General features: G+C 34.5%; 21 protein-coding genes. 4 read left to right on the top strand and 17 right to left on the bottom strand.

Going from position 1 to position 25,317, the window contains the following annotated elements:
* Complete coding sequence (locus tag J0X13_RS06485; RefSeq protein ID WP_207070604.1) at positions 1-747, bottom strand: SDR family NAD(P)-dependent oxidoreductase; 747 nt, start codon at positions 745-747, stop codon at positions 1-3.
* 503 nt (positions 748-1,250) lie between these two features.
* Complete coding sequence (locus J0X13_RS06480) at positions 1,251-2,057, bottom strand: hypothetical protein (protein ID WP_207070603.1); 807 nt, start codon at positions 2,055-2,057, stop codon at positions 1,251-1,253.
* 329 nt (positions 2,058-2,386) lie between these two features.
* Here J0X13_RS06480 and rfbF point away from each other — a divergent pair, with 329 nt between their 5' ends.
* The 3 genes from rfbF to J0X13_RS06465 are packed head-to-tail and all read left to right on the top strand — an operon-like array spanning position 2,387 to position 5,147.
* Positions 2,387-3,163 carry a glucose-1-phosphate cytidylyltransferase gene (gene rfbF / locus J0X13_RS06475; RefSeq protein ID WP_207070602.1) on the top strand — a complete coding sequence of 259 codons (777 nt, stop codon included), beginning with the start codon at positions 2,387-2,389 and terminating at the stop codon, positions 3,161-3,163.
* Entirely contained in the window at positions 3,154-4,245 is a 1,092-nt protein-coding gene (gene rfbG / locus J0X13_RS06470; protein WP_207070601.1) for a CDP-glucose 4,6-dehydratase, read from the top strand. Before rfbF ends, rfbG begins: the two co-directional genes overlap by 10 nt.
* Positions 4,233-5,147, top strand: coding sequence for an NAD-dependent epimerase/dehydratase family protein (locus J0X13_RS06465; RefSeq protein ID WP_207070600.1), 915 nt, complete (start codon positions 4,233-4,235; stop codon positions 5,145-5,147). The genes rfbG and J0X13_RS06465 overlap by 13 nt, the downstream gene beginning before the upstream one ends.
* Before the next feature lie 61 nt (positions 5,148-5,208).
* Here the strand turns inward: J0X13_RS06465 and J0X13_RS06460 are convergent, their stop codons facing one another.
* Positions 5,209-5,817, bottom strand: a complete 609-nt coding sequence (locus tag J0X13_RS06460) for a sugar transferase (RefSeq protein WP_207070599.1) — start codon at positions 5,815-5,817, stop codon at positions 5,209-5,211.
* A 168-nt stretch (positions 5,818-5,985) separates the two neighbouring features.
* Positions 5,986-6,468 carry a hypothetical protein gene (locus J0X13_RS06455; RefSeq protein WP_207070598.1) on the bottom strand — a complete coding sequence of 161 codons (483 nt, stop codon included), beginning with the start codon at positions 6,466-6,468 and terminating at the stop codon, positions 5,986-5,988.
* Positions 6,469-6,930: 462 nt separating this feature from the next.
* Here J0X13_RS06455 and J0X13_RS06450 point away from each other — a divergent pair, with 462 nt between their 5' ends.
* A complete protein-coding gene (locus J0X13_RS06450; protein WP_207070597.1) occupies positions 6,931-7,578 on the top strand; it encodes a sugar transferase in 648 nt (215 codons plus the stop codon).
* Positions 7,579-7,649: 71 nt separating this feature from the next.
* On the opposite strand, the gene J0X13_RS06445 is transcribed toward J0X13_RS06450, so the two are convergent.
* The 13 genes from J0X13_RS06445 to J0X13_RS06385 all read right to left on the bottom strand — a co-directional run bounded on the left by J0X13_RS06445 (position 7,650) and on the right by J0X13_RS06385 (position 25,317).
* Positions 7,650-8,786, bottom strand: a complete 1,137-nt coding sequence (locus J0X13_RS06445; protein WP_207070596.1) for a glycosyltransferase family 4 protein — start codon at positions 8,784-8,786, stop codon at positions 7,650-7,652.
* Positions 8,787-8,853: 67 nt separating this feature from the next.
* Positions 8,854-9,936 carry a glycosyltransferase gene (locus J0X13_RS06440; RefSeq protein ID WP_207070595.1) on the bottom strand — a complete coding sequence of 361 codons (1,083 nt, stop codon included), beginning with the start codon at positions 9,934-9,936 and terminating at the stop codon, positions 8,854-8,856.
* Positions 9,937-9,939: 3 nt separating this feature from the next.
* The gene (locus J0X13_RS06435) at positions 9,940-10,989 is read right to left on the bottom strand and encodes a glycosyltransferase (protein ID WP_207070594.1); all 1,050 of its coding nucleotides are present in this window, start codon (positions 10,987-10,989) and stop codon (positions 9,940-9,942) included.
* 319 nt (positions 10,990-11,308) lie between these two features.
* Positions 11,309-12,232 (bottom strand): hypothetical protein, encoded by a 924-nt coding sequence (locus tag J0X13_RS06430; RefSeq protein ID WP_207070593.1) that lies wholly within the window; start codon positions 12,230-12,232, stop codon positions 11,309-11,311.
* A gap of 5 nt (positions 12,233-12,237) precedes the next feature.
* Positions 12,238-13,560, bottom strand: coding sequence for an MBOAT family O-acyltransferase (locus J0X13_RS06425; protein WP_242535626.1), 1,323 nt, complete (start codon positions 13,558-13,560; stop codon positions 12,238-12,240).
* A 284-nt stretch (positions 13,561-13,844) separates the two neighbouring features.
* Positions 13,845-15,809, bottom strand: coding sequence for an Ig-like domain-containing protein (locus J0X13_RS06420; protein WP_207070591.1), 1,965 nt, complete (start codon positions 15,807-15,809; stop codon positions 13,845-13,847).
* 547 nt (positions 15,810-16,356) lie between these two features.
* Positions 16,357-17,289, bottom strand: a complete 933-nt coding sequence (locus J0X13_RS06415) for an ATP-grasp fold amidoligase family protein (protein ID WP_242535625.1) — start codon at positions 17,287-17,289, stop codon at positions 16,357-16,359.
* A gap of 153 nt (positions 17,290-17,442) precedes the next feature.
* A complete protein-coding gene (locus J0X13_RS06410; protein ID WP_207070590.1) occupies positions 17,443-18,342 on the bottom strand; it encodes an O-antigen ligase family protein in 900 nt (299 codons plus the stop codon).
* Between the two features lie 686 nt (positions 18,343-19,028).
* Positions 19,029-20,375: a murein biosynthesis integral membrane protein MurJ gene (murJ, locus tag J0X13_RS06405; protein ID WP_313786483.1), complete on the bottom strand. Its 1,347-nt coding sequence runs from the start codon at positions 20,373-20,375 to the stop codon at positions 19,029-19,031.
* 4 nt (positions 20,376-20,379) lie between these two features.
* The gene (locus J0X13_RS06400) at positions 20,380-21,489 is read right to left on the bottom strand and encodes a glycosyltransferase family 4 protein (RefSeq protein ID WP_207070589.1); all 1,110 of its coding nucleotides are present in this window, start codon (positions 21,487-21,489) and stop codon (positions 20,380-20,382) included.
* A gap of 277 nt (positions 21,490-21,766) precedes the next feature.
* A complete protein-coding gene (locus J0X13_RS06395; protein WP_207070588.1) occupies positions 21,767-23,098 on the bottom strand; it encodes a UDP-glucose dehydrogenase family protein in 1,332 nt (443 codons plus the stop codon).
* Between the two features lie 76 nt (positions 23,099-23,174).
* On the bottom strand, positions 23,175-24,215 hold the full coding sequence (locus J0X13_RS06390; RefSeq protein WP_207070587.1) for an NAD-dependent epimerase: 1,041 nt from the start codon (positions 24,213-24,215) through the stop codon (positions 23,175-23,177).
* Between the two features lies 1 nt (position 24,216).
* On the bottom strand, positions 24,217-25,317 hold the full coding sequence (locus tag J0X13_RS06385) for an acyltransferase family protein (RefSeq protein ID WP_207070586.1): 1,101 nt from the start codon (positions 25,315-25,317) through the stop codon (positions 24,217-24,219).

The following is a 25,317-nucleotide window of genomic DNA, read 5'->3' as shown; positions in this document are numbered from 1 at the left end:
TTAAATAAAATGTCCTCCTGTGATTCTGATTATTGACCCAGTTGTCATGGCAGAATCACTTGAAATGAGGTGCATGACAGCGGCAACTGGTTCGGTTGGATCTAACATACGGCCCATGGGGATAATCTTAGAGGCCATATCCATGAGTTGTGCTTCATCCGTTCCTTCTTTTGTTCTTAATTCAAGCTCTCCCTCTGTATTGGTCCAACCCATGACCACATAATTAGATCGGATTTTGAATTTTGCATAATGGTGTGCGATATGGTTCGAAAGCGTATATAGGCTCGACTTTGTAAGGGCATATGCGGCCCTGTCTTCGTGTCCGTAATCCATGTGGGGAGAACCAAAGAAAACAATTGATCCAGACTGGTTTTCCTTCATGTGCCTTAAAACATGCTTCAATAAAAAATAGGGGGCCTTAAGGTTAACATTGAATACACTATCGAACTGCTCTTCTGTGGAATCCAAAATAGAGGCGATAGGGGATATGCCGGCGTAAACAATAAGTGCATCAATTTTATTGAACCTTTTTATAGTTTCTTTATAGTAACTCTCAAGTCCATTCATGTTGGTTAAATCCAAGGTATGGAAATATAGGCTGTCACTCCCATTTAATTCATCTATTATTTTTTGGCCTTGCTCGCTATTTCGACCACAAAATGCAACTTGATACCCTTTTTTATGGCAAGATTTCAAAATTTCCAGTCCGACTCCTTTGGCCCCACCAAGAATCATAACGGTGTACATCGTATACTATATTTTTAAGATTGGTATTTAAGTGACATAATTGGATTTGATATTTCCATTTGTTGTTGACACATCATTGAGGTTTTTTTTAAGATTTAAGTAAAATAACGATGACTGGTTAACATTATTGATTCAAACTTCACTTGAGTATGTCCATTTTAAAATGGAAATTTAAAGAGAAAAGTAACGGAAATATTAAAATTTAGTTCAAAGCTAAGTTTTTGACGTTAATCGAAGTAAAATAATAATTAGATTTTCCCAATACTTTCCTTTGATTTAGAAAGAACAAAGATGAAAAATGGATGGTTTCTCCAATCACAGAGAATAAGTCAATTTTTATTTAGAATTGCTAATTGAAAACAAGACATCAAAGCGCTGTTGCTCAATTATTTGATTTTCTCTGAAGGACTGAACGTCTATTTTATAATGATATCTGTGAATGCAAAAAGGTCAGGAATTGTTTTAAACCAGTAAAAACGAAGGAATTAGCGGATAGATTAATCCTATTCTTTTATTTCAGTTGGATTTATCAAGGAATCCACTATTTTGGAATACTCCTCATCCAGTGAGTCATTTTTATAGATATATTTTTTTGAATTTCCTTTGTTCCTATAACTTTTCTCTTGTGGTTTCACTTCTTCACCTATCATTGGTCCTAATTTATTGGTAAACTCTTCCAATTCATTGATCCAGACGTATGTTACGTTTTTCAGTAATTTTGTTTTTTTCGTGTTTTCGAGGTATGAATCAATTAAATTCTCAGCAATTTTGGCTTGCTCTTCTTCCCCCAAATTATAAAAGTTTGAGAGGTCTACACCAAGCAGTTTTTTCAAAATAAGTTCATCGGTCCAATTATAGTAAGGATTGATTTCAGCTTTGATTTCATGAAGCATGTAATTGATAAAAGAAGTAACCCATGCACTTGGTTTTCGTAAAATGCATATGTAATTCAAATTCTTGGCTATTGGATTTTTTGCCAGTTGCTCTAGCTGATAAAATAAAAATCCGGATGCTTCAATTTTTACATTCAGATAATTTAATCTTCGAACAAAATGCTTGTCAAAATCAGCTGTAAGTTTTCTATAAGAAACATATTGATAGGGCTCATGTTTGGAAATCTCTTTTCTAAACCTTGAAGTTATATAGGAAGTACCAGTTTTGTACGAAGAAATCACATATATGGTGGAATTATCCTTAATTTGATTTTTGCTCTGGAACATCCATGAACTACTGATAAAAAAAGATTGAATATTTAATGAAATCTTATAGAATGGTGATTGGATTAGTGTTTGTTTTAATTTTTTAAACATTTCAATTTGACGTTAGGGTTAGGCTGTTTAACGCTTAAAAAAAAGGGTTTATTATCGTACCCTCGATTTCATTATTGTGCCAATGGCATTTACATTATGAGGTCCTTTCTTTTTTGTAAACATATCAATAAATTTTCACTTCCAAATCTCTACTTTGCTCTTTTGTGAAGACATTGAAAAACAACTTGGATCCTTGAATATCAGATTTTTATACGATGCTTGATTGTTGGTTTTTTTCAAATCGAAAACAATTTCTGAAAAATTTTCAATTCTTGATTCGAATATTTTGTGAATTAATGCGTTTATCTTTGGTATAAACTCAATATATTATGAAAGTTGTTTTATTGGCAGGAGGTTTTGGTACAAGACTTAGCGAAGAAACCCAAAATATACCTAAACCAATGGTGCCCATCGGAAATAAGCCAATCCTATGGCATATTATGAAGATTTATTCTACCTATGGATTTAATGATTTCATTATTTTATTAGGATACAAGGGATACGTCATCAAAGAATATTTTTCAAATTATTTTCTGCATCAATGTGATGTGAAGATAGATATTCAGAACAATAGTACAGAGATAATCAATAATGAAGCGGAACCTTGGAAAGTTACCCTCGTAGACACGGGATTGCACACAATGACCGGAGGCCGACTCAAAAGAATAGAAAATCTTATAGGAGACGAAAGGTTTATGCTAACCTATGGTGATGGTGTGGGCAATGTGGACATAGCCCAATTGGTTCATAGCCATGAAAAACACGGGAAAGCCATTACCATGACAGCTGTGCAGCCCGAAGGAAGATTTGGTTCCCTAAAATTTATCGGGGATGAGCAGATTGCCTCTTTCCAAGAAAAACCAAAGGGAGATGGATCTTGGATCAATGGAGGTTATTTTGTTTGTGAGCCCAAGGTTTTCGAATATTTAAAAGATGGTGATTCAACCATATTTGAAAGAGACCCGCTAGAAAATATGGCCAAAGATGGCGAGTTGTTTTCTTACAAGCATTATGGGTTCTGGAAACCAATGGATACCCTTAGGGACAATAAAGTACTTAATGAAATGTGGGAGCAAGGCAAAGCTGATTGGAAAGTATGGAAATAGATAGATTGTTCGGCGGAGTCTATAAGGGGAGAAGGTGCTTAGTGACCGGTGATAGCGGTTTTAAAGGGTCTTGGTTAGTTGCATGGCTTGCTCAAATGGGTGCGGAAGTGGTAGGATATGCCCTGCCTCCGAACACTCCGACAAACCATAAAACACTTTTGAATACCGAATACAAGTCGATAGAAGGTAATATTTTAGATTTGGATGCACTGAAATCGGTCTTTGAGGAGTTTCAACCCGAGATTGTTTTCCATCTAGCGGCTCAATCCCTTGTTAAATATTCCTATGAGAACCCAATTGAAACGTATCAAACCAATGTAATAGGTACATTGAACGTATTTGAGGTATCCAGGCAGACAGAATCCGTAAAGGCCATTGTAAACGTAACCAGTGATAAGTGCTACGAAAATAGAGAATGGATATGGGGGTACAGGGAAAATGATCCCATGGGAGGTCATGACCCGTACAGTTCCTCCAAAGGATGTGCAGAATTATTGACGCAGTCTTATCGCAAATCTTTTTTTAATGGAACTACCGGGCAAACTTTGTTGGCAAGTGGTAGAGCCGGTAATGTTATTGGAGGGGGAGATTGGTCTCAAGATAGATTGATCCCCGACCTTATCAAAGCCGCATCTATTGGTGGTGAAACCGAAATACGAAACCCTTTGGCGACAAGACCATGGCAACACGTATTGGATCCACTTTCCGGTTATCTTATGTTGGGATGGAAGTTGCTCAGTGGAGAAAAAGAATTTGCCGATGGTTGGAATTTTGGCCCCGATCTTTCTAGTAATCTATCGGTCCAGGAAATTACAGACGAAGCCAAATCGTTTTGGTCAAAAATTAAATATGCTGTAAGCACCAATAAAAAAAATCACCACGAAGCCAACCTCTTGATGCTGGATTGTTCAAAGTCCAATAAATTGCTAAAGTGGACGCCTGTATGGGATAGGTCAGAAACAATTCGAAAAACAATTTTATGGTATAAGGACTTTTATGAAAAAGGAGTGGTGAATACCAAAGAAGATATTGCCCAGTATGTTCAAGATGCAATAAACAAGAAGAAAGAGTGGACCCTTTGATGAACTTTAAAGGAGAAAGAATACTAGTAACCGGTGGAGTTGGGTATTTGGGAAGCAACCTCATATCCCAATTGATTCAAAACGGCTGTGATGAGGTGCATTCTATTGATTTGGAACGTAACGAGGAACAAAATCCAAATATTACCTTTCATCAAGTGAATCTCTTGGATTTTCCCTCTCTTTCTGATGTCGTTAAAGAAATCAAACCTACTTTAGTTTATCATCTAGCGGCAAATTTGAACCGTTCCAGGGATTTTTCCATTGTTCAACAGTTGATGGATGTAAATTTTACAGGAACGGCAAATATTTTAAACGCATTAGAGGATGTACCCTATAAAAATTTTGTTTATACCAGCACCAGTGAGGTTTATGGGGGCACAGCTATAACTCCTCCCTTTAAGGAAATAGGTGGTTTTGTTCCGGCATCGCCCTACTCATTGTCCAAGTATTGTGGGGAAATGGCACTAAAGACCTTTTCTGAATTAAAGGAAAAAAAATATACGATACTTCGCATGTTCAATTTTTTGGGATTGAATATGCCCACTAACTTTTTTCCTTCGCAATTAAAGGAAAAGCTAGACCGAAATGAGAATTTCTCCATGACCTTGGGTGAGCAAGTTCGGGATTATCTGTATTTGAGTGACGTTATTGAGGCGCTATTGTTGGCTGGACTTACAGAAAATACCAATCAAGTCTATAATGTTTGTTCAGGTGAGGGGGTTTCCATCCGAGAAATGGCTGAAAAAGCCAAAACAAAGATGAATAGTGCATCAAACATAGAATTTGGTGCCCTGCCTTATCGTGACAATGAAGTCTGGAACATGGTTGGGGATAATTCTAAAATTCAAAAATATTTAGGGTGGCGTCAAAAAACCTCGATTTGGAAGTATTTTGAGGAATAGGAGAATTTGACTTTAGAACTTTTTGGCCTAAGACAGGGGTGTTATTGTGTTATCATCTGTCTTATTTGGCATTTCCTTTCCAAAGTGCAAACGAGGCACTTTCAATGGAGGACATGGCCTCCCTGTTAAATATTTTCTGAACTGTTTTCCACAAGATTTTTATATCATTTTTGAAACTTAAATGATCAACATACCATACATCATGGGCAAATCTTTCATTCCATGATAGTGCAGTACGGCCATTCACTTGTGCCCATCCCGTAATACCTGGCTTCACCAAATGTCTTCTTGCTTGCTCTTCGTTATATAACGGAAGATATTCAATCAATAGGGGCCTAGGACCAATGAGGGACATATCACCTTTCAAAACATTCACCAATTGCAATAGTTCATCCAAGGAAGTTTTCCTAATGATTGCACCGACTTTGGTAATACGCTGCTCTTGATTCATTAATTCACTTTCATTGTCTTTTGGATCCCTCATGGTCTTAAACTTTATGATAGTGAAAATTTCAGCATTCTTCCCAGGTCTTTTTTGGAAGTAGAATGGTTCGCCCTTATTGGCAAACAGCAATAGAATAATTAATGTAATAATCAATGGTGATAGTAAAATCAGCGCCACCAGTGATATTGAAAAGTCTAAAAATCTTTTTAAAAACTTTTTATACATTATCAAGTAATCGTTTTGGTTATATCGCTTTATGAAACTTTTAAAGTTATGACTTTAAAAATCTTAGATGTAGATTTAATACAACCTGTCATAAATTATAATTGATATAATGTCCAATTGTTTTGATAATTATAAAAAATAATCCAGAATTGGATGCTCAAGTTGAAATTACTGATATCTCAAATATCTCTCCGGAAGTGGATATTCGGGAGAAATACCATGCCACATCATGTTAATGATCCACCATCTATCCTTATAATAAGCTAATTGGATACTTTTTACATCTTGCTTATAAGGCTTGTTGTTAGCCATGTCTTCCTTACTATGAAAAGCCTCGCAAGTACTTAATACGTGGGAAATATTTCCATAGGTTTCTTCAATTCTACCGATTTCTCTTTCATAAAAAGCTGTTTCACGCGTTGTTTGCAGCCAATTTCCCGTTCTTTCGACATATTCATTAGGAGATATGAATTGAGGTCTTAAACTCCCATTTATGTCTTTTTCATAACCAATCTTGTTCGCTTGGGGATGAAATAAGAATCTAAAGAAATCCCAATCTCTCGGTTGACCTGGTTCGCCACCTAAACAGGCATAAAATGACTTGATTAAATCATCTACGGTTTGTACATGTTTTAAATACTCTTCTTTCATTTAAAATTGATATTTCGGTTAATGTTTTATTTGAATGGTAATTGATTCTATGTGACACGAAGAAACTAAAGCATCTAAAATTAGAGATATTATTTTAAAATCTTTGGTGCCATAAATCCATATTCGATGTACAGCTCCTTTATCGGATGCACAACAATTTTCGATTTTCAAACACAAAACAATAAGATTTTTATAGCGGAAAACAATCCATGTAATTGGAGTCCATTGAAAATGCCAAATGGATGCTGCCCCATTCTAAATACACGCCTAAACATGTGCTGGAACAATGATTTGTATGGTTGAAGACCGTTTTTAGATAAATTACAAAAGTGGGTGATTGTCCCATCAGATGTTATATATCTTATAAATTGGGTAACTTGTCGTGTAAACTGGCAACGCCCGTATTATTTCTATTTTTTTGTTTTGTCAAACATGGCAATTTATTGCTAAATCTATCACTTCATGCCCAAAAATCTTTACAAAAATTATTTTAAACGGCTACTGGATTTTACCGCTTCAGTTATTGGTTTTTTGTTATTGTCGCCCATATTTATTTTGGTATCGATAATTCTTTGGATTGATTTTAAGGGGACACCCTTTTTCTTACAAGAACGACCAGGGAAGGATGAGAAAATCTTTAAGATTATCAAGTTCAAGTCCATGAACAATAAAAAGGATGCCGATGGTAATTTGTTGTCCAATAGGGAACGCATTACAAAATTGGGTATGCTGGTTCGACGGTATTCCTTGGATGAAATTCCACAATTACTCAATGTTATCAAAGGTGATATGAGCTTGATCGGCCCTAGGCCGCTTGTGGTACTTTACCTTCCCTATTATAATGAAACCGAACGAAAAAGGCACAGTGTTAGACCCGGAATTACTGGGCTTGCACAGGTTAAGGGGCGAAATAACCTTGTTTGGGAAGACCGTTTTGCCTTGGATGTCGAATATGTGGAAAACTTGAGCTTTTTGTTTGATATGAAAATCCTGTATTGGACCATCAAGAAAATATTCTCAAAATCGGAAGTTGCTGTGGATCAAGACGAATTTTTGGACTGGTTCAATATTTACCGACAAAAGCAATGGGATGCAGAAAAAGCTAGCTAACGGTCAATAAATTTTTTATTGCTTACCCCAAAAGAAAAAAAGCGGTTATGAGATAGGGGGGGAGCCCTTTTTTAATTGTCCAAGACTGTTTTTATGTTATCAGTCAAATGCTTGTTAATTATATTCACATCAAATTTTTCCTCGGCCAATCGCCTACTTCTTTTCCCCATTTGATTTATTTTATCTGGGTTCTCAATAAAGAACTTACAAGATTCGATCAAGGGTTCCAGACTATTTGGAGGAATTAAAAAGCCGTTTTCATTCTCAACAATTGTTTCTTTACAACCAGGAGTGTTAGTTGTAATAATGGGCATTCCTATAGAAAGTGCTTCTAAAATCGACCTAGGGATTCCTTCCCTATAAAAGGTGGGCAATACAAATACGTGCATATCCTTTAAAAAATCAGGCACATTACTTTTACGTCCGTGAAAAACAATGGCACCTGAGTCATGTAAGGTGTTCAGAGTTTCAATTTTAACACTTGAAGGAGAATTCCCCACTCCGCCGATAATATGGAATTCCGACAAAGGAAATTGCTTTTTCAATGCTATGGCTGTATCCATAAACAGTTGAATGCCCTTTTCTTTGATCAATCTAGCGACTATTACGAATTTTACGTTTTCGGAGTTTACATTGATCTCCCGAAACGGATACCGATCCAAATTAACCCCCGATCCATTTACAATATCTGTTTTTTGTTTCTTTGAAAGAATACGCTTTTTAAAAAACAGCTGCCTATCATCCTCATTTTGAAAAATGACCAATTTGTTTTTTCTTAGCGCATACCGATATAGTCTTTTGGTTATTTGCTGGAGTAAATTGGCCTTTTTTGATGCTCCACTAAAGGTAAACCCCAACCCTGTAATCAATGAAATTGTTGGTGTGTTGCACATATTGGCAGCAATGGAGCCATACACAACGGGTTTGATGGTATAGGGAAAAACCAAATCAATATGATGTTTTTTAATAAGATTTTTTATTTGTAGAACAGATTTAAAATCCTTTACTGGATTAAGTCCTATTCTATCCAAATTCAAAGTAATTGGAGTAACTCCCAATTGAGTTAGTTCATCTATATTTTTTGAAGTCATTTCAGGGGCCGCAGCAAATACGGTATATCCTTGTTCAACAAGTTCGGTCATGAAATCACCTCTAAAATGGGGTAATGAATTAGCCATAGAGGCTATGATCAATACATTTTTGTTCATCTAATGTCTTTAATTCCAAGTGTTACTAATTAATTGACTCGTCAAAGGTTATAGTTTTGACCGTAATTCAATTATTTTTTTGGTATAATACCTGATATTGTCTACACATGGTTAAAATATCATATGTTTTTGACCTTTCCTGGCATTTTGAAGCTACAACATTACGGTATTCCAGATCTTCGGCTAATTTTTTAATTTCAGGGATGAGACTATTTTCATTGTCATCCTCAAATAAGACCCCAGCACCTTTCACCACTTCGGTTAAACCGGGAACATCGGAAGCCATAAAAGGTTGTCCTGATGCCAAACCCTCTACACTTGATAATGAAAGCCCTTCGAAATGTGAGGAGAGAATTACGATATCAACACTTTTTAATAATCTTGGCACATCTTTTCTTACCCCCATAAAATGAACCCTGTTTTCTACTCCAATATTTTTGGCCAGATCCTCGGACTCCTTTCTTAAGATTCCCTCACCGACCAATAATAAAACATAGTGGTCGGGAAGTTCTTTTAAGGACCTTATTAAGAAATTCTGGTTTTTTTGAGCGGTGAAACTGGAAACCTGCATTAGAGCAACATTGTCATCTTTTAGTCCCAACTCTTTCTTTTGGTAGGGTTTAGCTTCCGTTATTTCTTGAAGGTCTATGCCATTGTAGATTTTGGTAATATTGTTGAAAGAGCTACCCAAGTGTTTTTTGAGGTTTTCATCGACAGAATCGGATATGCTCACAATCTCATCATATTTTTTGTAAATGATCTTGTCCAAAAACTTAAATAGTTTGGAGTCCCTTCTTCGATTGGTCGTATTGTGCTCAGTATAGATCAGCCTAGGCTTTTTACCCAACATGGAGGCTATACCCGCCCAGTACAAACAAGGGAACAAGTGAACATGCACAATGTCGTATTTCGAAAAGTATTTCCGGAGTTTCACAATATGGAATGGATTGTACACACTGGCTGTACTGCTCAACGAAAACACATTGACGCTAGGGTAATCATTTAACTTAGAAATAAAAGGGGAATCTACATTTTTAAGCAATAGGATATCCACATCCACACCCAATTTTGAATAGGTTATTGCGGCATCAACCAGTAGTTTTTCTGCTCCTCCAGCTCCCAAAGAATTTATGAGTTGTAAAACTTTCATAGTTTATTTTTGTAATAGTTCCAAAAAGAGGTTTTCATATTTTTTCAAAATTTTAGGACTATTGAATTTTTCCATTACAGAAGAACTGACAACTTCAGGTTCTAATTTTTGTTTCAAAAGCAAATTTAATTTTTCAACAAACTCAACTTCGTCCTCAGCTATGTACCCATTGACGCCTTCTTCGATAATCTCATCAATTCCTCCCAAGGCTTTGTATACAATTGCCGGCGTACCTGTGGCGCAGCTTTCAAGCAATGCATTCGGGAAGCCCTCAACATAGGAACCTTGCAAGAATATATCTGATTTTTTAAGGTAATCCGATACATTTTTCGTGAATGGAATATGTTTAACATTCTCCCCTATGTTGTTTTCCTTAGCGAAATTCAAAACCTCCTCGACCTTATTCCCATCTCCTATCATCGTATATTCAAAAGGCTCATTATACTTTAAAAGTGCTTTTAAAATTCTCATATGACCTTTTCTTTCAACCAAACTTCCAACTGTTATAAATTTTGGAACAGTGTTGTTGGGCATTTGTTTTTTTGGTACAAATGACTCGGATATAGGGTTATTTATTATCCTTATTTTTTTGGATGATACATCAAAGTTCATCTGCATATCATTGGCCATATCTTTGGATTGACAAAGTATGATATCCAAGAGTTTATATGAATATTTGGTAAAGTCTATGAATGAAAACCATTTTTTAGAAGATTGTATTTTTGAAAGAACACTGATAACATTGACTTCCCTGCCAATAAAAATGATTTTTTTAAAAAAGATTGATTCAAATGCCATAATTGCATTAACATGTCCTATGGCACTGATGACAATATCCGGTTTTTGTTTTCGTAAGAGCGAAAATATGGGTAGAAAGGAGTGTAAAACTCTACTTTTTTCCAAAAAAACGAGATTTATAGTATCGATGGGGTAGGAGTAATCATTTTTACTTCCTATAACCACTAGGGTGGTCTCAAATAATTCTTGGCTTAGGTTTTGAGCTACAAAGGACATGACCCTTTCTGCTCCACCGGCCCGGAGCGAGGGAATCACAAAAAAAACTTTATATTTTTTACGCATAGAAAAAAATAATATGGTTCAAATTTAGCTAGTAAGTACCTAACCAAATTGGCATTTTAAGTTGTTTTTTGAACAACCTAAGGATTAAACGAAGTAAAGTATGAAATATTTGTTCTAATGAATTTATTTTATTCATTATGAAATGAAAAGATGCTCCTTGAAAAAATGTATAAATAGACTGCTTTAAAAATGAATTTTCATTGATATGACACTAAATTATTAGACCATATTTTAACTTGACCTTTGTAGAACATAAAGACTATTTTTAGTCATCAAACTTTTTTCGAAAGGGTCATAATATTTTCAATGCCAAAGTATCAGAAAAAACTTCAGCACCTATACTGGATAAATGAGTTCTGTCCCTCCAAAATTCTATTGAGTTATTATCTTGAAATAATTTAGAAAAGTCATAATATCTTACTTGCTTTTCTTTCATGATTTTTCTAAACTCTATGTTATCTTGTTCACAGTAGTCATAATAAACCGGTGAGTTGAAAACAATCAATTCTTTGTTGTTATTTTTTGAGAATAAGATTAAATCATCTATTAAACTATTATATAGTTTGTTTATCTCATAATTTTCTAAACAATCATCTGTTTTAGGCTCATTTAAAATTTTTTTGAAAATTTTTTCCTGACTTTTTGATACATGTATTGGGTCATAGCCATCGTATTTTCTATAGTCATATTTAGGATAGAAAAAGTTTTTAAAAATCGGGATGACGATTTTATTATACCCCAGGCACCAGTAAAACTTCTGAAAAACATTGTTTTGACTTAACTGATCTATATTTTTTGTAATAATGCTGTTACGATTGTACTTTGATTTTAGGGCTTTAATATCTTCCCCCACATAATCTTTAGAAAAAGCATTTGAAGGATCAATATGGAGAAGAATAGTTTGTTTTTTTTTGGGCAATACTTTAATTAGACTATGAGAGTAGGCTATCATAGTGCCATCAACCCCCATATTATAAGAGTTTTTTGAAATTTTATTTGGGTTAACATGGTGGTTGGCCCTAGAACTACCAAAAACAATAAAGTCATAATTATTTTTGGTTTTAAGGTATTGATTCAATTTGCCTATACCTTGCCCACTATATACTTCATCACTTACTCTGTTCATTAAGAAATACGCTGCTTTGTCAACTATAAATGAAATAGCCAAAAACGATATAATGATTTTAAAAACATAAATAGTTTTTTTTCTACCCATATTAATTAAAATTGAAAATAGATGAAGTTTTGTGATGTTGAATAGAACAAACATATAAATATTACCAGAATTGAAATGATAAAGGATAATTTATAAGGCGTGTAATTTCTTCCAACTTCTTCGAGCGGAATATCTTTATATTTTAAATAAAAATCAATTAATAAACCAATTGCCAAAACAAGAATTGAGTTGACCATAACGCTAATATTACCGATATATGGTGGCCCAAATGAAAAAGTAAGAATCTGTTTTATTGCCGTTATTGCTGAATCAAAGGTTTGTGCCCTAAAAAATACCCAAGCGAATAATACAACCAAGAAAGTAAAACTGAAACCAAGTAATTTAATTTTTCTTATTGAAGTAAATAGAGATTTGGAATTTAAAAATTTTTCGACACATAAAACTGTTCCATGAATGCCTCCCCAAATAACAAAATTCCAGGAACTACCATGCCAGAGCCCTCCAAGGAGCATGGTTAACATCAAATTTCTATAGGTGATTTTTATGCCTTTTCTGTTTCCGCCTAATGATATATACAGGTAATCTCTTAACCAATAGGATAATGACATATGCCATTTTCGCCAAAACTCTGTTAATGAACTTGAAAAATAAGGAAGGTTGAAATTCTGATTAAATTTAAATCCTAGCAATTTAGCGGTTCCTATGGCAATATCCGAATAACCTGAAAAGTCAAAATATATTTGAAAAGCATAGAATATGGTAGCTAATATTATTGAGGTTGAATTATAGATTCCAGTATTGGCATAAATAGTGTCAACATATACTCCCAGTGTGTCAGCAATAACTATTTTTCTGATGAAACCTATGGTTATTTGCACTAGGCCTTCATTGAACCATTCCTTTTTGAATTTTCGAGGTCTTTCAACTTGAGGTAAAAGATTTGATGCTCTTTCAATAGGTCCTGCCACTAGTTGTGGAAAAAGTGCAATATAAGTGCAGAAGGATATGAAGTTGTGTGTGGGTTTAAATTGACCTCTATAAATATCTATGGTGTAACTTAAAGTTTGAAAAGTATAAAAACTTATACCAACAGGGAGTATAATATTTAAGGTTAGGTCATTGGGCTGCCATCCAAAAAGTTTTGCTAACTCTGCAAATGAATCAACAAAGAAATTGTAATATTTAAAAACTGATAATAACCCAAGATTGGATATTAGACTTAAAAGAAGCCAATTTCTTTTTACTCGGTTTGTTCTGGCTGCATATATTTTGGAGCCAACCGAATAATCAATTATAGAACTGATCAATATCAATGATAAAAACCTCCAATCCCACCATGCATAAAAAATATAACTTGAAACTAACAACAGAACATTTTGATGCTTATAGTCTCGAAGAATCCAATAAAGAATAAAAACAGATACGAAAAGGATTAAAAATTCTGTAGAGTTGAAAAGCATTTCAAATATTTATTGCGATCAAATATTTCAAATATAAACGAGGATCAGCAGAATCTATTTTGTTGGGCGGTAAAATATTTTAAGTAGGCGGGATATGAACCACGGGGTTTGGTCAAATTCAATACAGAAATTACCAATAAAAAAAATGCCCATAATTATATATGGGCAGATTAATGTTTTAAGCAATAGTTTTAATCAAAATCAACCTGATACATAAATTCTTCAATGTTGGTGTACCCATCGCCATCAAAATCACCCCTGTAACTTTGTTCCAGGTTACCAAAAGTTCGGATTTCCCATGCATCTGCCATACCGTCTTTGTCCGTGTCATAGGAATCTGGTCTGGTATTGTGGGGGATTTCAGGCAATACCCAATTTGAGACGTTTTTAGGTTGGTAATAGCTATTGTTTTGTACAATACTTAATTGACTTGAATCAAAGGAATCACGGTAGGTTTGAACATAACCATTGTCATCCAAATATTTAAAGGCCCCTACATCCCCATTGGAGACCAAGTTATCAAAGGCTTCAAAAGGAGAAAGTACGTTCACAGGATTTGGAAACCCAAAACTGTGTTCGGCCTGTGTGAAATAAACTGATGGTGCAGAAATTGAGGCATCCTGAAGGGACCACATCGCGGAATTGTCTTCACCGCTGATACCTTGTAAATTAACATCAACTCCACCAACAGTACCATTAAACACGTTTAACGCAGTATACACCAATGGATTTCCTGAGTTAGCATCTCTATCTAACCTAATCTTATCGGGCGTAGTTCCTTGCCTTTGATAATAATTACCTACTGAATTCAATAAAAGGGAATGATAAGTAATACTATTTTTAGATGGGCTATTGTGAATAATATTGTTTATTTTTTCTGCCCTTCCGTTAAATGCCAGATTGGGCGTTCTATTAACGGAGGAAAAAACGTTGCTGTGCCAACTTATCGCATCAACAAAGTTTTCCGGATCACCTTCCCTATTTGGGTTAATCTCTACATATGCCCCTGTGTTGGAATCCTGTATAAAGTTATGTTGAAAAGTAAGGTTTCTTAAACCTGTTCCGTTGGCGGCATGTTTTTCAGTAATGTAGGCGCCTATTGCTTTATCCTGTGCAAAAGACAAAGAACAATGGTCTACAATGATATCTTCACCGCCGTAAAACAATAATCCCCATGTAAAGGCGTCGTCCTCGGAAGTGACAACACCGTTCCTGTCATAAATGGGTCTACTTCTTAAATATCTGAATATTAAATTTTTATTGTCTCCTGTACTTCCATCAAATCGTAGACTTCTATCGGTAATGGTTATTCCTCCTTTAGGCGCAGATTGGCCAAATACAGTTTTGTTGTTCACACCTTTATAACCATCGTACCATCCTCGGCCAATATCTCCCAAATGTATATCTCCAGAAACGTCAAAAACAATATAACCGACATTAGCTTCTTGCAGGGCAGTGAAAAAACCACCTGTATAATACTCGTCATTGCTGCCATTACTGGCATGATGGGTCAACGTTGCGTACGGATCCAGAGTGTTTACGATTGCCAGAGCCTTTCCCCTACCACCAGTTGCTATTGAACCAGGGCCAAAAGCGGAAGGGAATGCCTTTAAAGCCCCCATGTCTTTGTCAGAATCAGAGTATTGTGTTCTTACGATTACAGAAGCTTGCTTCTGTTGCGTCATATCTCCATCGGAAATTTCAACTGTATAGGTAAACTCGTCGGACACAACATCTCCGCTCCCTTTGTTGTCATCTAAAATTGGAGTGTAAGACAGCACATTATCCTCATTGATTATCAACTCGCCATCCTGTGGTGCTGTTGTTTGTACAATTTTTACCACTACATTTTCGGGAATACTGTCGTTATTTAATACTGCTAAAAGAAAGGCCGTGTTTATGGCATTGATGGTATACTCATCATCTACAGGTTTAAATTCATTAGAGTTTACCCCAGTGTTATTTTTTTCATTAACGATTTGCTCTTCTATAGTATCAGAAAACAAATCACTGTCCTTGCTACATGAAAGAATCAGGATTGAACATAATAAAAACATAAGCTTGTGCAGAATGGTTTTGTGGGGCGCCATCAAACAAGAGGTCAAGGGGTTAATAATAAAATTGATTTGGGAAACTAAAATACTACTCTTCTTCATAAAATCGGTAAAACACTATTTTTTTTCGATGAAATACATCTTTTTTAATGAAGGTACTTACGCCGAAGATTGAATTGTGGATGTTAATGAATTTTTTATTCGATGAAATACATATTTCTTTAACATTTTCAAACAAAGTAGTTAAGATCAAGTTAAATAAAACTGATCAAATGATTAAGGTATAAGTGGGTTGAAAGAATTGTCGGTATTTGAACCCATTTTGAAGAAAAATTTAGTTATCCTGTAGAGTAACTGAATTTAATTCATTCCCCCAATGATATCAGAGAAGTATTTAAATCTTGATAGGGAATGGCTAATTTGAGATAGGGTAAATTATTCTTTCGTTTTATTAAAGCGTTACGGATATTCGATATAATAAATAAATGTATCTCATTTAATGAATCATGATGGTTTTGTAAATTGACCTAAATCAATTAGCATTCAATTTTATAACTTATATCCTCTTGAATAAACTGTATTAACTTGGGAAGCCAAAATACACTTTAATTAATCAAGTTTAAGAAAGAAAATTAGATTGCCTGAATGGTTAATGCTTGATTAAATTAAGTTTTTCACCCAATTTTAAATCCCATTCACTTGGTTCTATGGGGCTATTACCTCCATCATGATGAAAGGTAAGTTCACCAAAGTATAATTGGCCATCAACATCGTACCAATCTACACGAACATAGCAAAAAGGTGCTGCCAATAACTCGGACAGTCTAATCATCTCCTCCAATGTAGATGGTCTTTCTATATCATAATCGCTAGGATCTGTTTTTTTGCCGTCTTTTATCGCGGTCCATTTGAAAGGTTCCCTATTCCAGTTAATGTCGTACCAATTTCGAAAATGATTCTCCGTACCCCTGTTCATATCAACCTGTATGGTGATAACTTTACCATTAAAGCAATGGAGCTTATAATCAAAAGGTATTTTTCCTGCTTCAGTAAGCAACAATTTTTCAACGATTACTCTAGGCTTTATGTTCTTATATTGCCATTCTTTGGATTCCCAATAATAATTATGTTTTAAGCGCTTTTTTAAACTTTTTTGAACTTGGTCCCAATCAATTTGTAATGTATCATAAACAAAAATACCTCCTCCGCTATCATGGTTGGTTTTAATAATATATGGTGGTGCAGGTAAATTTTTAGGTACTATATCTTTGACATTTACGGTATGGTAATAGAGCGGAACCAAATAATCATCGCTAATTTTTTCGCTAACATATTCACGAACTGCATATTTATCAGCACATTTTGTATGCAAAGGGGTGCGGTCATTAAGCTTTAACCAGACTATTTTTTCATTCAATGTCTTTGGGTCATTTAGATCCGGTGATTTCCCCATTCTTTTTTTATGCCTGTGTATAGTGTATATTTTTTCAGGAACTAGCCTTTGTTTCAGCCAATAATAGATGTTACGGATAAACTTGGCCAAATATGTATTTCGAATAAATTTTTTATAAAAGTTTTTCATAGTTGAGGACGAAAAAATATATCTTAACTAACTTGTATTTTTTAAATTTAGTATCAACTTCATGTTTAATTCCGGGAGATTTTAGAGCAAACTAAAATAGAATTTGGAATATCTGCCATGATATTTAATTGTTTATTATGCTTTTCAGTATGGTTATATAGTGCTAATTGAAATGGTATCATCATTCGTATTTGAAACCAAAGAATTGTGGGGGGATTTGATCAATTCTGCAAAAACGAACATCGAAAGAAAAATTAAATAAAAATTGGAAAAGTACGTATGAGAAGCCATTAAAGTGAGAGAAATTACTAAACTTATATAAAATAATTCGGGTCTAATCTTAAATCCTCTTAAACTTTTAACTAATAAAAATATATAAATGCCCAGTAGAATAAAAAAGGGTATAAAACCAGCTTCTCCTATTACTAATAAATAAGTATTGTGAACACCGGGCAAGCCACCTGGTCTTCCTGAAAATTTTCGCCATCCGTTGCCAAAAAAAGGACGGTCCATAATCTTGTCATAATATAAAGACCAAGTGTGGGTTCTCGAGTCTTCATTAATTGTTTTGGAGTCAACTTGTTCGCTTCCAAAGATGCTTTTCAATGCAGTAAAACGTTCTGCGTTCAGGGTGAGTTTGTTTGAAAATGTAAAAATCAATATTAGCACTATTGTCCCAACCAAAGGAAGTAATAGGTTTTTTTTACTTTGGAGTATAGCAAACAAATTAATAATCACCCAAATCAAAATGAATGTTCTGGAAAAAGTAAGTATACCGGCCAGGGTCAATAAAAATTGACCTATTAATTTTAAATTTCGATTAGCTATGGAAAAAGATATTGCGAAACCAACTAAGCAAATACTGCCAGCTGTATTTGGATTTAAATAAAAACCACTGAATCTCCCGTAGTTTTCCTGAAAATGTCCTGCTTGCGCAGTTGGAAAAATTAGGGCATTCACAATAATACTAATTGCACCTATTAAAAGAATAAAATATAGTTCTTTATACTTTGAACTTCTAGCTAATTCCGCTCCACATATGACAACTACCATAAACCTGATCAATTCTTTTAAAAAAAAATTGTTTATATCGGGATCTGTATAATTAAAAGATGCGAAGGCGAAATATAGTAGACCTAGGTATATAAAAGGATATAAAGGTTTGCTCTTTTTTGTGAAAAAAAAGAAGATTATTAAAAGTAAAGATGTAAGATAACTACTGATCGAGCCAAATTTTGGCCCAAAATATTCCAACATGTAACTCGGTATGTTGCATAACAACAAGAATAAGGCAAGCAATTTTATAATCTTCAATAACATAATTTCCAAGCAGTACTTTTCGAATATTAACATAGTTACATTATGAAGTAACTAATTAATATTCAAAAATAATGGTGTTTACTGTTTTTTTTATTGACACAGTCTAGATATATATTACACAAAACTAAGTTGATAAGAAAAATTAAAGAATTAAAAGAGTTAAATGGTAATAAAAAATTGATAAGAGATTCAATTCAATTATTAAAAAACCATTATGGAAATAACTTTGGGAACAATGCATTCTTCTTGAAATACATTTATTCGTTCGATTTATACGTGTTTTTCAATGATACATTATAAGTAATTGAACAACCTTTCTAAAATCATCAAATTGATGAGAGGTGGACAGTTGAGTTTGAAAATTTCACTTAGATTAAACAGGTTTTTTGGTATTAGAGAATTTGGGCAAAGCTAAGATTTTATGATTCAATATTATAAGCCTTGTTTTTCTGTACCTTGGTAAAGTAAAAAAGAATTAGATTTCTCAAGATTACCACAACAGTAGTTGCTATTGCTATTCCGAACACTCCATATGGTTTCACTAAAATAAAATTCAATATAACATTCAGGACAATACTAACAAACGAAACTATTGCCATGTAGGAATTTTTATTGATACTAGTTAAAAAATTAACCAACAGCATTCCTGATATCTTAAAAGGAATGTAAATCAATATGATTTTTTGTAATCCAGATACTAAAATGGAATCTTCAGAAGTGAATTCGTTTCTTTCAAAAAAGAGGGACACAAAAAAATCTGAAGTAAGGATTCCCGCAACAGCAATTACCGTACTTATTGCAAAGATTATTTTAAGAATTTTAAATAGTTGTTCGAATGCCTTTTCACGATTTTCCAATACCGATTTGGAAAAGTATGGCAGTAATACATTGTTCATGGCTATTACGAGGATCCCAATAGCAAAAGCTGGAATTTTTAGAGCATAATTTAAAGCAGCAATGGATCCTATTGCTAATTGTGCAGCAAAAAATTGATCGACAACCCCATGCAAACCAGCAAAAGTACTTGATGTTATTTTTGCGGGGATTTGTTTAAACATGATAATTGCGTTTCGGCTTCTAAAATCTGGGGAGGATAGTTTAATAATATTTTTGCGCAAACATATGATCAATAGATATATAAAACCAAAAAAGGAACCAATTAGTGTACTTATAGCCAACAACATATCCCCTAAAGTTTCTCTAAAAAAAAGCAAGGCCACAATAGTCGTAATCGCTATAAAAACCCCACGAAAAGAAGAATATGCAAATTCATTATTTATATTTAAAAGGGAGGCAAGAATTGAAGATAATCCCCAGAAGTATAAACTGGGAAGAATAATGTAAAATTGGCTCTTAACCAAATCGTAATAAAAATCCTCTTTTCCTGGGAAAAAGGCTTCAAGATAAATATCAGTGCCTAGTATGGCAACAAGAGAGAACAGGGTGGCCGCTAATATGGAAGTAACAAACCCCATTGCTTGAAAAGAACCAATATTGTTGTTTTCTGATTTCGTTTCAGATATATAGTTTGGGATGAAAACTGTGTTGAAAGATTGTAAGAAAACATTTTGGATAAACCCCGGAATCAAAAAGGCGATAAAAAATGTATCGAGAATCATTGAAAGCCCAAAATTTGAAGCTACCAATGTTTCCTTATAAAACCCCAATCCCTTAATGAACAAAGTAACGGAACCAACAATCAATATGTTGCCAATTACCTTGTTTTTTAAGAGTCCCTGAATTTTATTTACTAGCGTAGAAAGCACAACCTTATTGGATATTTAAACAATGATTAATTATATGGGACCATTCCTGTGCAATATTTTCTGCATTGAATTTAGAAACTTTTTCTTGTGCTTTTTGTCCAAAAGAAATTCTAATTTCTTCGCTTTCCATTAAAACATTGAGTTTCTTGGTTAAAGCCGAAGTATCATTTACATTTATTAAATACCCATTTTCACCATTTTCGATTAATTCGGAAGGGCCTGTGGGACAATTTGTGGATACACATGCCAAACCAAAATACATGGCTTCTATCAATGCATTCGGGAAGCCTTCATAAATTGAACTGAAAGCAAAAATTTTAGCACGGTCATATACCTTCTGAATTTCTTCAACCCTACCAACAAGATGAACTTTTTTTTGAAGGTTTAAATTGGAAATAAGGCTCTCTAATTCTTTTCTTCTTTCACCTTCTCCCACCAAATGAAGTTGCCAATTGTTATTGTTGGTTTTTGAAAATGCTTCTATCAGTACATCCTGGGCTTTTTGAGGGTGCAACCTACCAACATTGAGGATGATGTTTTCTTTTGAGGGTTGTTTTAAAGCAGTAACCAATTCAACTTTAAAATCAGTTGAAATTGGATTCGATATAACCGTCTGCCTTTTAATGTTCAATTTTTCTTGATAAAACTTTTTTGTGTCCTCCGTTTGAACAACAAGCCAATTGGCATAAGGATAGAACCAGTCCCTAAGCTTTTTCCACATGCTAGGTATCCTGTCATTCTTAGGATTGTTTCTTTCACTTATTATGACAGGTATGCCACATAGTTTTCCCGATATAATTGAAAGTATATTGGCAGAAGTGATAAATCCTAACAGTATCTGAATGCCGTTCTGTTTGATGATTGTAATTAATTTTCTTACCAGTTTTAAATTATTTGCAACTGCTGAAACAATCCCAGTACTATTATTATTTTCTTCTAAGCAATAATGTATAGTGACGCCTTTATGAATTTTATAAAAAGGTATGGTCCTTACCAAGCAAATGATATGCACTTCATATTCATTAGAAAGTGTATTTGATAATGTGGATACTACTCTTTCAGCACCTCCAGATCTTAAAGATGGTATAACAAAAGCAATCTTGGCTTTATTCATTGTTTTGGGGATTCAACAATTTTGTCCATGCAAGATGGGTAAAAGACATTTTAAAGTCTAAAAAATATTGTAAAAGGTCATTTTTTATCGTTGTAACATCCCGAAATTTTTGTTCTGGCTTTGGAATCTTCTTTAAAAAGGCATCAAAATAGTAGTAGACTTGAAAAGTGGTAAAAATAGATTTCCAAAGTCATTTTCTATTTAAATCGGGTTTTAAAGACAAAAAAGTTTGGCTTGGATTTATCCAAACCAAACTTTATATTGTTCTTTTTATGTCCTATGCTTTCTTTCCAATCTGGAAATATTCGAATCCCATGGAGTCTAATTTTTCATCATCGTACTGGTTTCTACCATCAAAAATAACTGGTGACTTTAACAGTTTTTGTAATTCACCAAAATCAGGTGCCCTGAACTCTTTCCATTCTGTTAGCAATATCATCGCATCTGCTCCTTCCAAGGCTGCGTATTTTGCCGTGAAGTAATTTATATTGGGGGTGTCTTTAAGGTAAAAATGTTTTGCTTCCTCCATGGCCTTTGGGTCATAGGCATTGATTACAGCTCCCCTTTTGACCAATTCTTTTATAATGTATATGGCAGGTGCCTCACGCATATCATCAGTACCTGGTTTGAATGCAAGACCCCAAACGGCAAATGTTTTTCCTTTGAGATCTTCACCATATTTATCGACTACCTTTTTGGCGATGACAAATTTTTGGCGATCATTGACATCTTCCACAGCCTTTATAAGTTCTGGGGTATATCCGTGCTCTTCCGCAGTCCGCTTTAGTGCTTTGACATCTTTTGGAAAACAAGATCCTCCATAACCACTTCCTGGGTAAATGAAACTATAGCCAATTCGGCTGTCCGAGCCAATTCCAATACGAACCTTATTTACATCGGCATCCACCAATTCACATATATTTGAAATCTCATTCATAAAAGAGATTTTGGTTGCCAACATGGCATTGGCCACATATTTTGTCATTTCAGCAGATCTAACATCCATAGTAATCAGGCGATCCATACTACTTCTGAAGAAGGGTGAATATAGGGAACGCATTTTTTTGGTCGCAGCTTCATCGTCGGAGCCAACAACCACACGGTCAGGTTTCAAGAAATCATTAATAGCATCCCCTTCCTTTAAAAACTCAGGGTTGGAAACCACATGGAATTCAATTTCCACGTTTCTTTTTTTCAATTCGTCCGATATCGTTTTTTTGACCTTATCCGCTGTACCGACTGGAACAGTTGATTTATCGACCACAATAAGCGGAGTGGACATATGTTCGCCAATTTCTTTGGCAACCTGTAGGACATACTTGAGATCAGCCGAACCATCTTCTCCCATAGGAGTTCCAACGGCGATAAAAGCAACGTCACAATTTTCCAGATTATCTTTTAAACTAGTACTGAAAAGCAGGGTGTTATTATCAATATTTCGATTTACCATGGGTTCCAAACCTGGTTCGTAAATTGGTATAACTCCTTTTTTCAGTCCTTCTATTTTGTTTTCATCAACATCTATGCAGGTTACCGTGTTTCCCATTTCGGCAAAGCAGGTTCCACTCACTAGGCCTACATATCCAGTGCCAATTACTGTTAAATTCATGTTTGATTTTATTTAATACGTTTTATTAATAATCGATATGGACAAGTATTTAAGTCTAAACGCAATAACAGCGAAATTATGATATTGCTTTTTCCGGATGGTAAAATTGTTTGTACCAATCAATAAATTTTTTGACACCTTCTCTAATTGGAGTATTGGGTCTGTAATCGTAATCCTTGATCAAATCATCAACGTTGGCCCATGTTTTCTCTACATCCCCAGGCTGCATTGGTAAATTGTTCCTTTTGGCCTTTATACCAAGGCTTTTTTCAATTTCTTCAATAAAGTCCAATAATTTTACGGAACTATTATTGCCGATATTATAAAGTTTATAAAGTTGATTCTTGTTTTTTCTTTCTGAAACATCGGCTTCAATAATTCGCACTACACCTTCTGTAATATCATCAATGTAGGTGAAATCCCTCTCCAGTTTACCATGGTTGAAAACCTTGATCGAATCACCATTTAAAATTGCTTTGGTGAATAGAAACATTGCCATGTCCGGCCTGCCCCATGGACCGTAAACGGTGAAAAAACGAAGACCGGTAGTTGCGAAGCCATAAAGATGGCTGTAGGTGTGTGCCATTAATTCGTTGCTTTTTTTGGAAGCGGCATACAAACTCACAGGATGATCTACAGCATCCGTAGTCTCAAACGGTATTTTTTTGTTTAGGCCATAAACACTTGAACTACTTGCATATACCAAGTGCTTTACCTTATTGTGTCGACAACCTTCTAGAATATTTAAAAACCCTACTATATTACTGTCCACATAGGCCTCGGGATTTTCAAGACTATATCGCACACCAGCCTGTGCCGCAAGGTTGCACACTACGTCAAATTTTTCCTGTTTAAATAGTTCGGATAACTTGTCGCGGTCCGACAGATCCATTTTAACAAAACTAAATTTGGTCTTTTTGGTGCTTGTGGTCAGCATACCTTCTTTTGAGGCATCTTCTTTGTCAATACCCAGCACTCCCAGTCTGGCATACTTGAGGTTTACATCATAATAATCATTGATATTATCAAGGCCGATTACCTCATGTCCTAGGTCTGTCAATTTACAAGATACATGGAACCCAATAAAACCGGCGGCACCGGTAACTAGAATTTTCATATTAAGCTTTGGTGTAAATAGTGTTTAATTTTGATTGAAAATGGAGTACAAATCTACTTTCTTTTAGTTTGTTACGGAAGTAACTGCCCAAAGGTTTTTCGAAAACCTTGTGTATAAAAAGGGATAAAACTATCATTAGTGAAATCAAAGAAACAAGTAATATCCATTTGTTTAGGTAGGGTGAAAATTGGTTCAATATAGTATAGCCAATATTTTGATGAATCAGATAAAGCGGGTAGGTTATAGCTCCTAAGGTCAAAAAATATTTTTTATTTAAAAAGTTTAACTTTTCAACACTAATCAGATAAAATAGAATGTAAAATGTTGTGATAAAGAATGAAACTGTTAAGTAGGAAAAATGATGAACATAGGCTTCATTAAGATGATCAACCTTCACAAAAGCATATTGTAAAGAAATCAAGTAGCAACAGATTAAGAAAACAAAATATTTCCATTTAAAGCCTTCTTTATAAATGAGAAAGAAGAACATTCCCGCGACAAAGTACGAACTCCATTGTGGAAAGGTGATAAAATATAGCAACTTTAATGGAAAGTAAGCCTTTCCAAAGGGAACGACCAATTGTAGGGCAGCAATGCCCAAAAGAGCTATAGCAAAAACCCTTATATATTTAATCAAATTGAAGAATAAAATAACCCCAATTAAAATATAAAATTTGAGTTCAATTATTAAGGACCAATAAACTCCATCAACATGGGGTATTCCAAAAAAACCATGAAACATAGTGAGGTTCAGCAAAATTTCTTTTGTTGATAATAAGCGCTCTGGTGCCCCCCAAAAAAATAGAACTATCAAAGTAATCAAAAGGCAAATCCAATATGCCGGGTAAAGTCTACTAAAACGGGAAATCATAAATTTGGTGAGATTCGAATTTAAGGCTGTCATGAGTATTACGAACCCGCTGATTATGAAAAACAAATCTACACCGAGGTAACCATATTTAGAAAGCTCTTCAAAAGGCTCAAACCGAACTAAAGACAAATTATCCTTTGAATATCCTCTAAAGCAGTAGTGATAAAACAATACATAGAGTGCTGCAAGGAAGCGCAGTAGGTCAATGTGGTATAATCTTTTTCTTAACAC

The sequence above is a fragment of the [Muricauda] lutisoli (nom. illeg.) genome (assembly GCF_017313105.1).
GTDB lineage: Bacteria > Bacteroidota > Bacteroidia > Flavobacteriales > Flavobacteriaceae > Flagellimonas > Flagellimonas lutisoli.
Note: the sequence above shows the minus strand (reverse complement) of the source record. Positions and strands in the feature narration are given on the sequence as shown.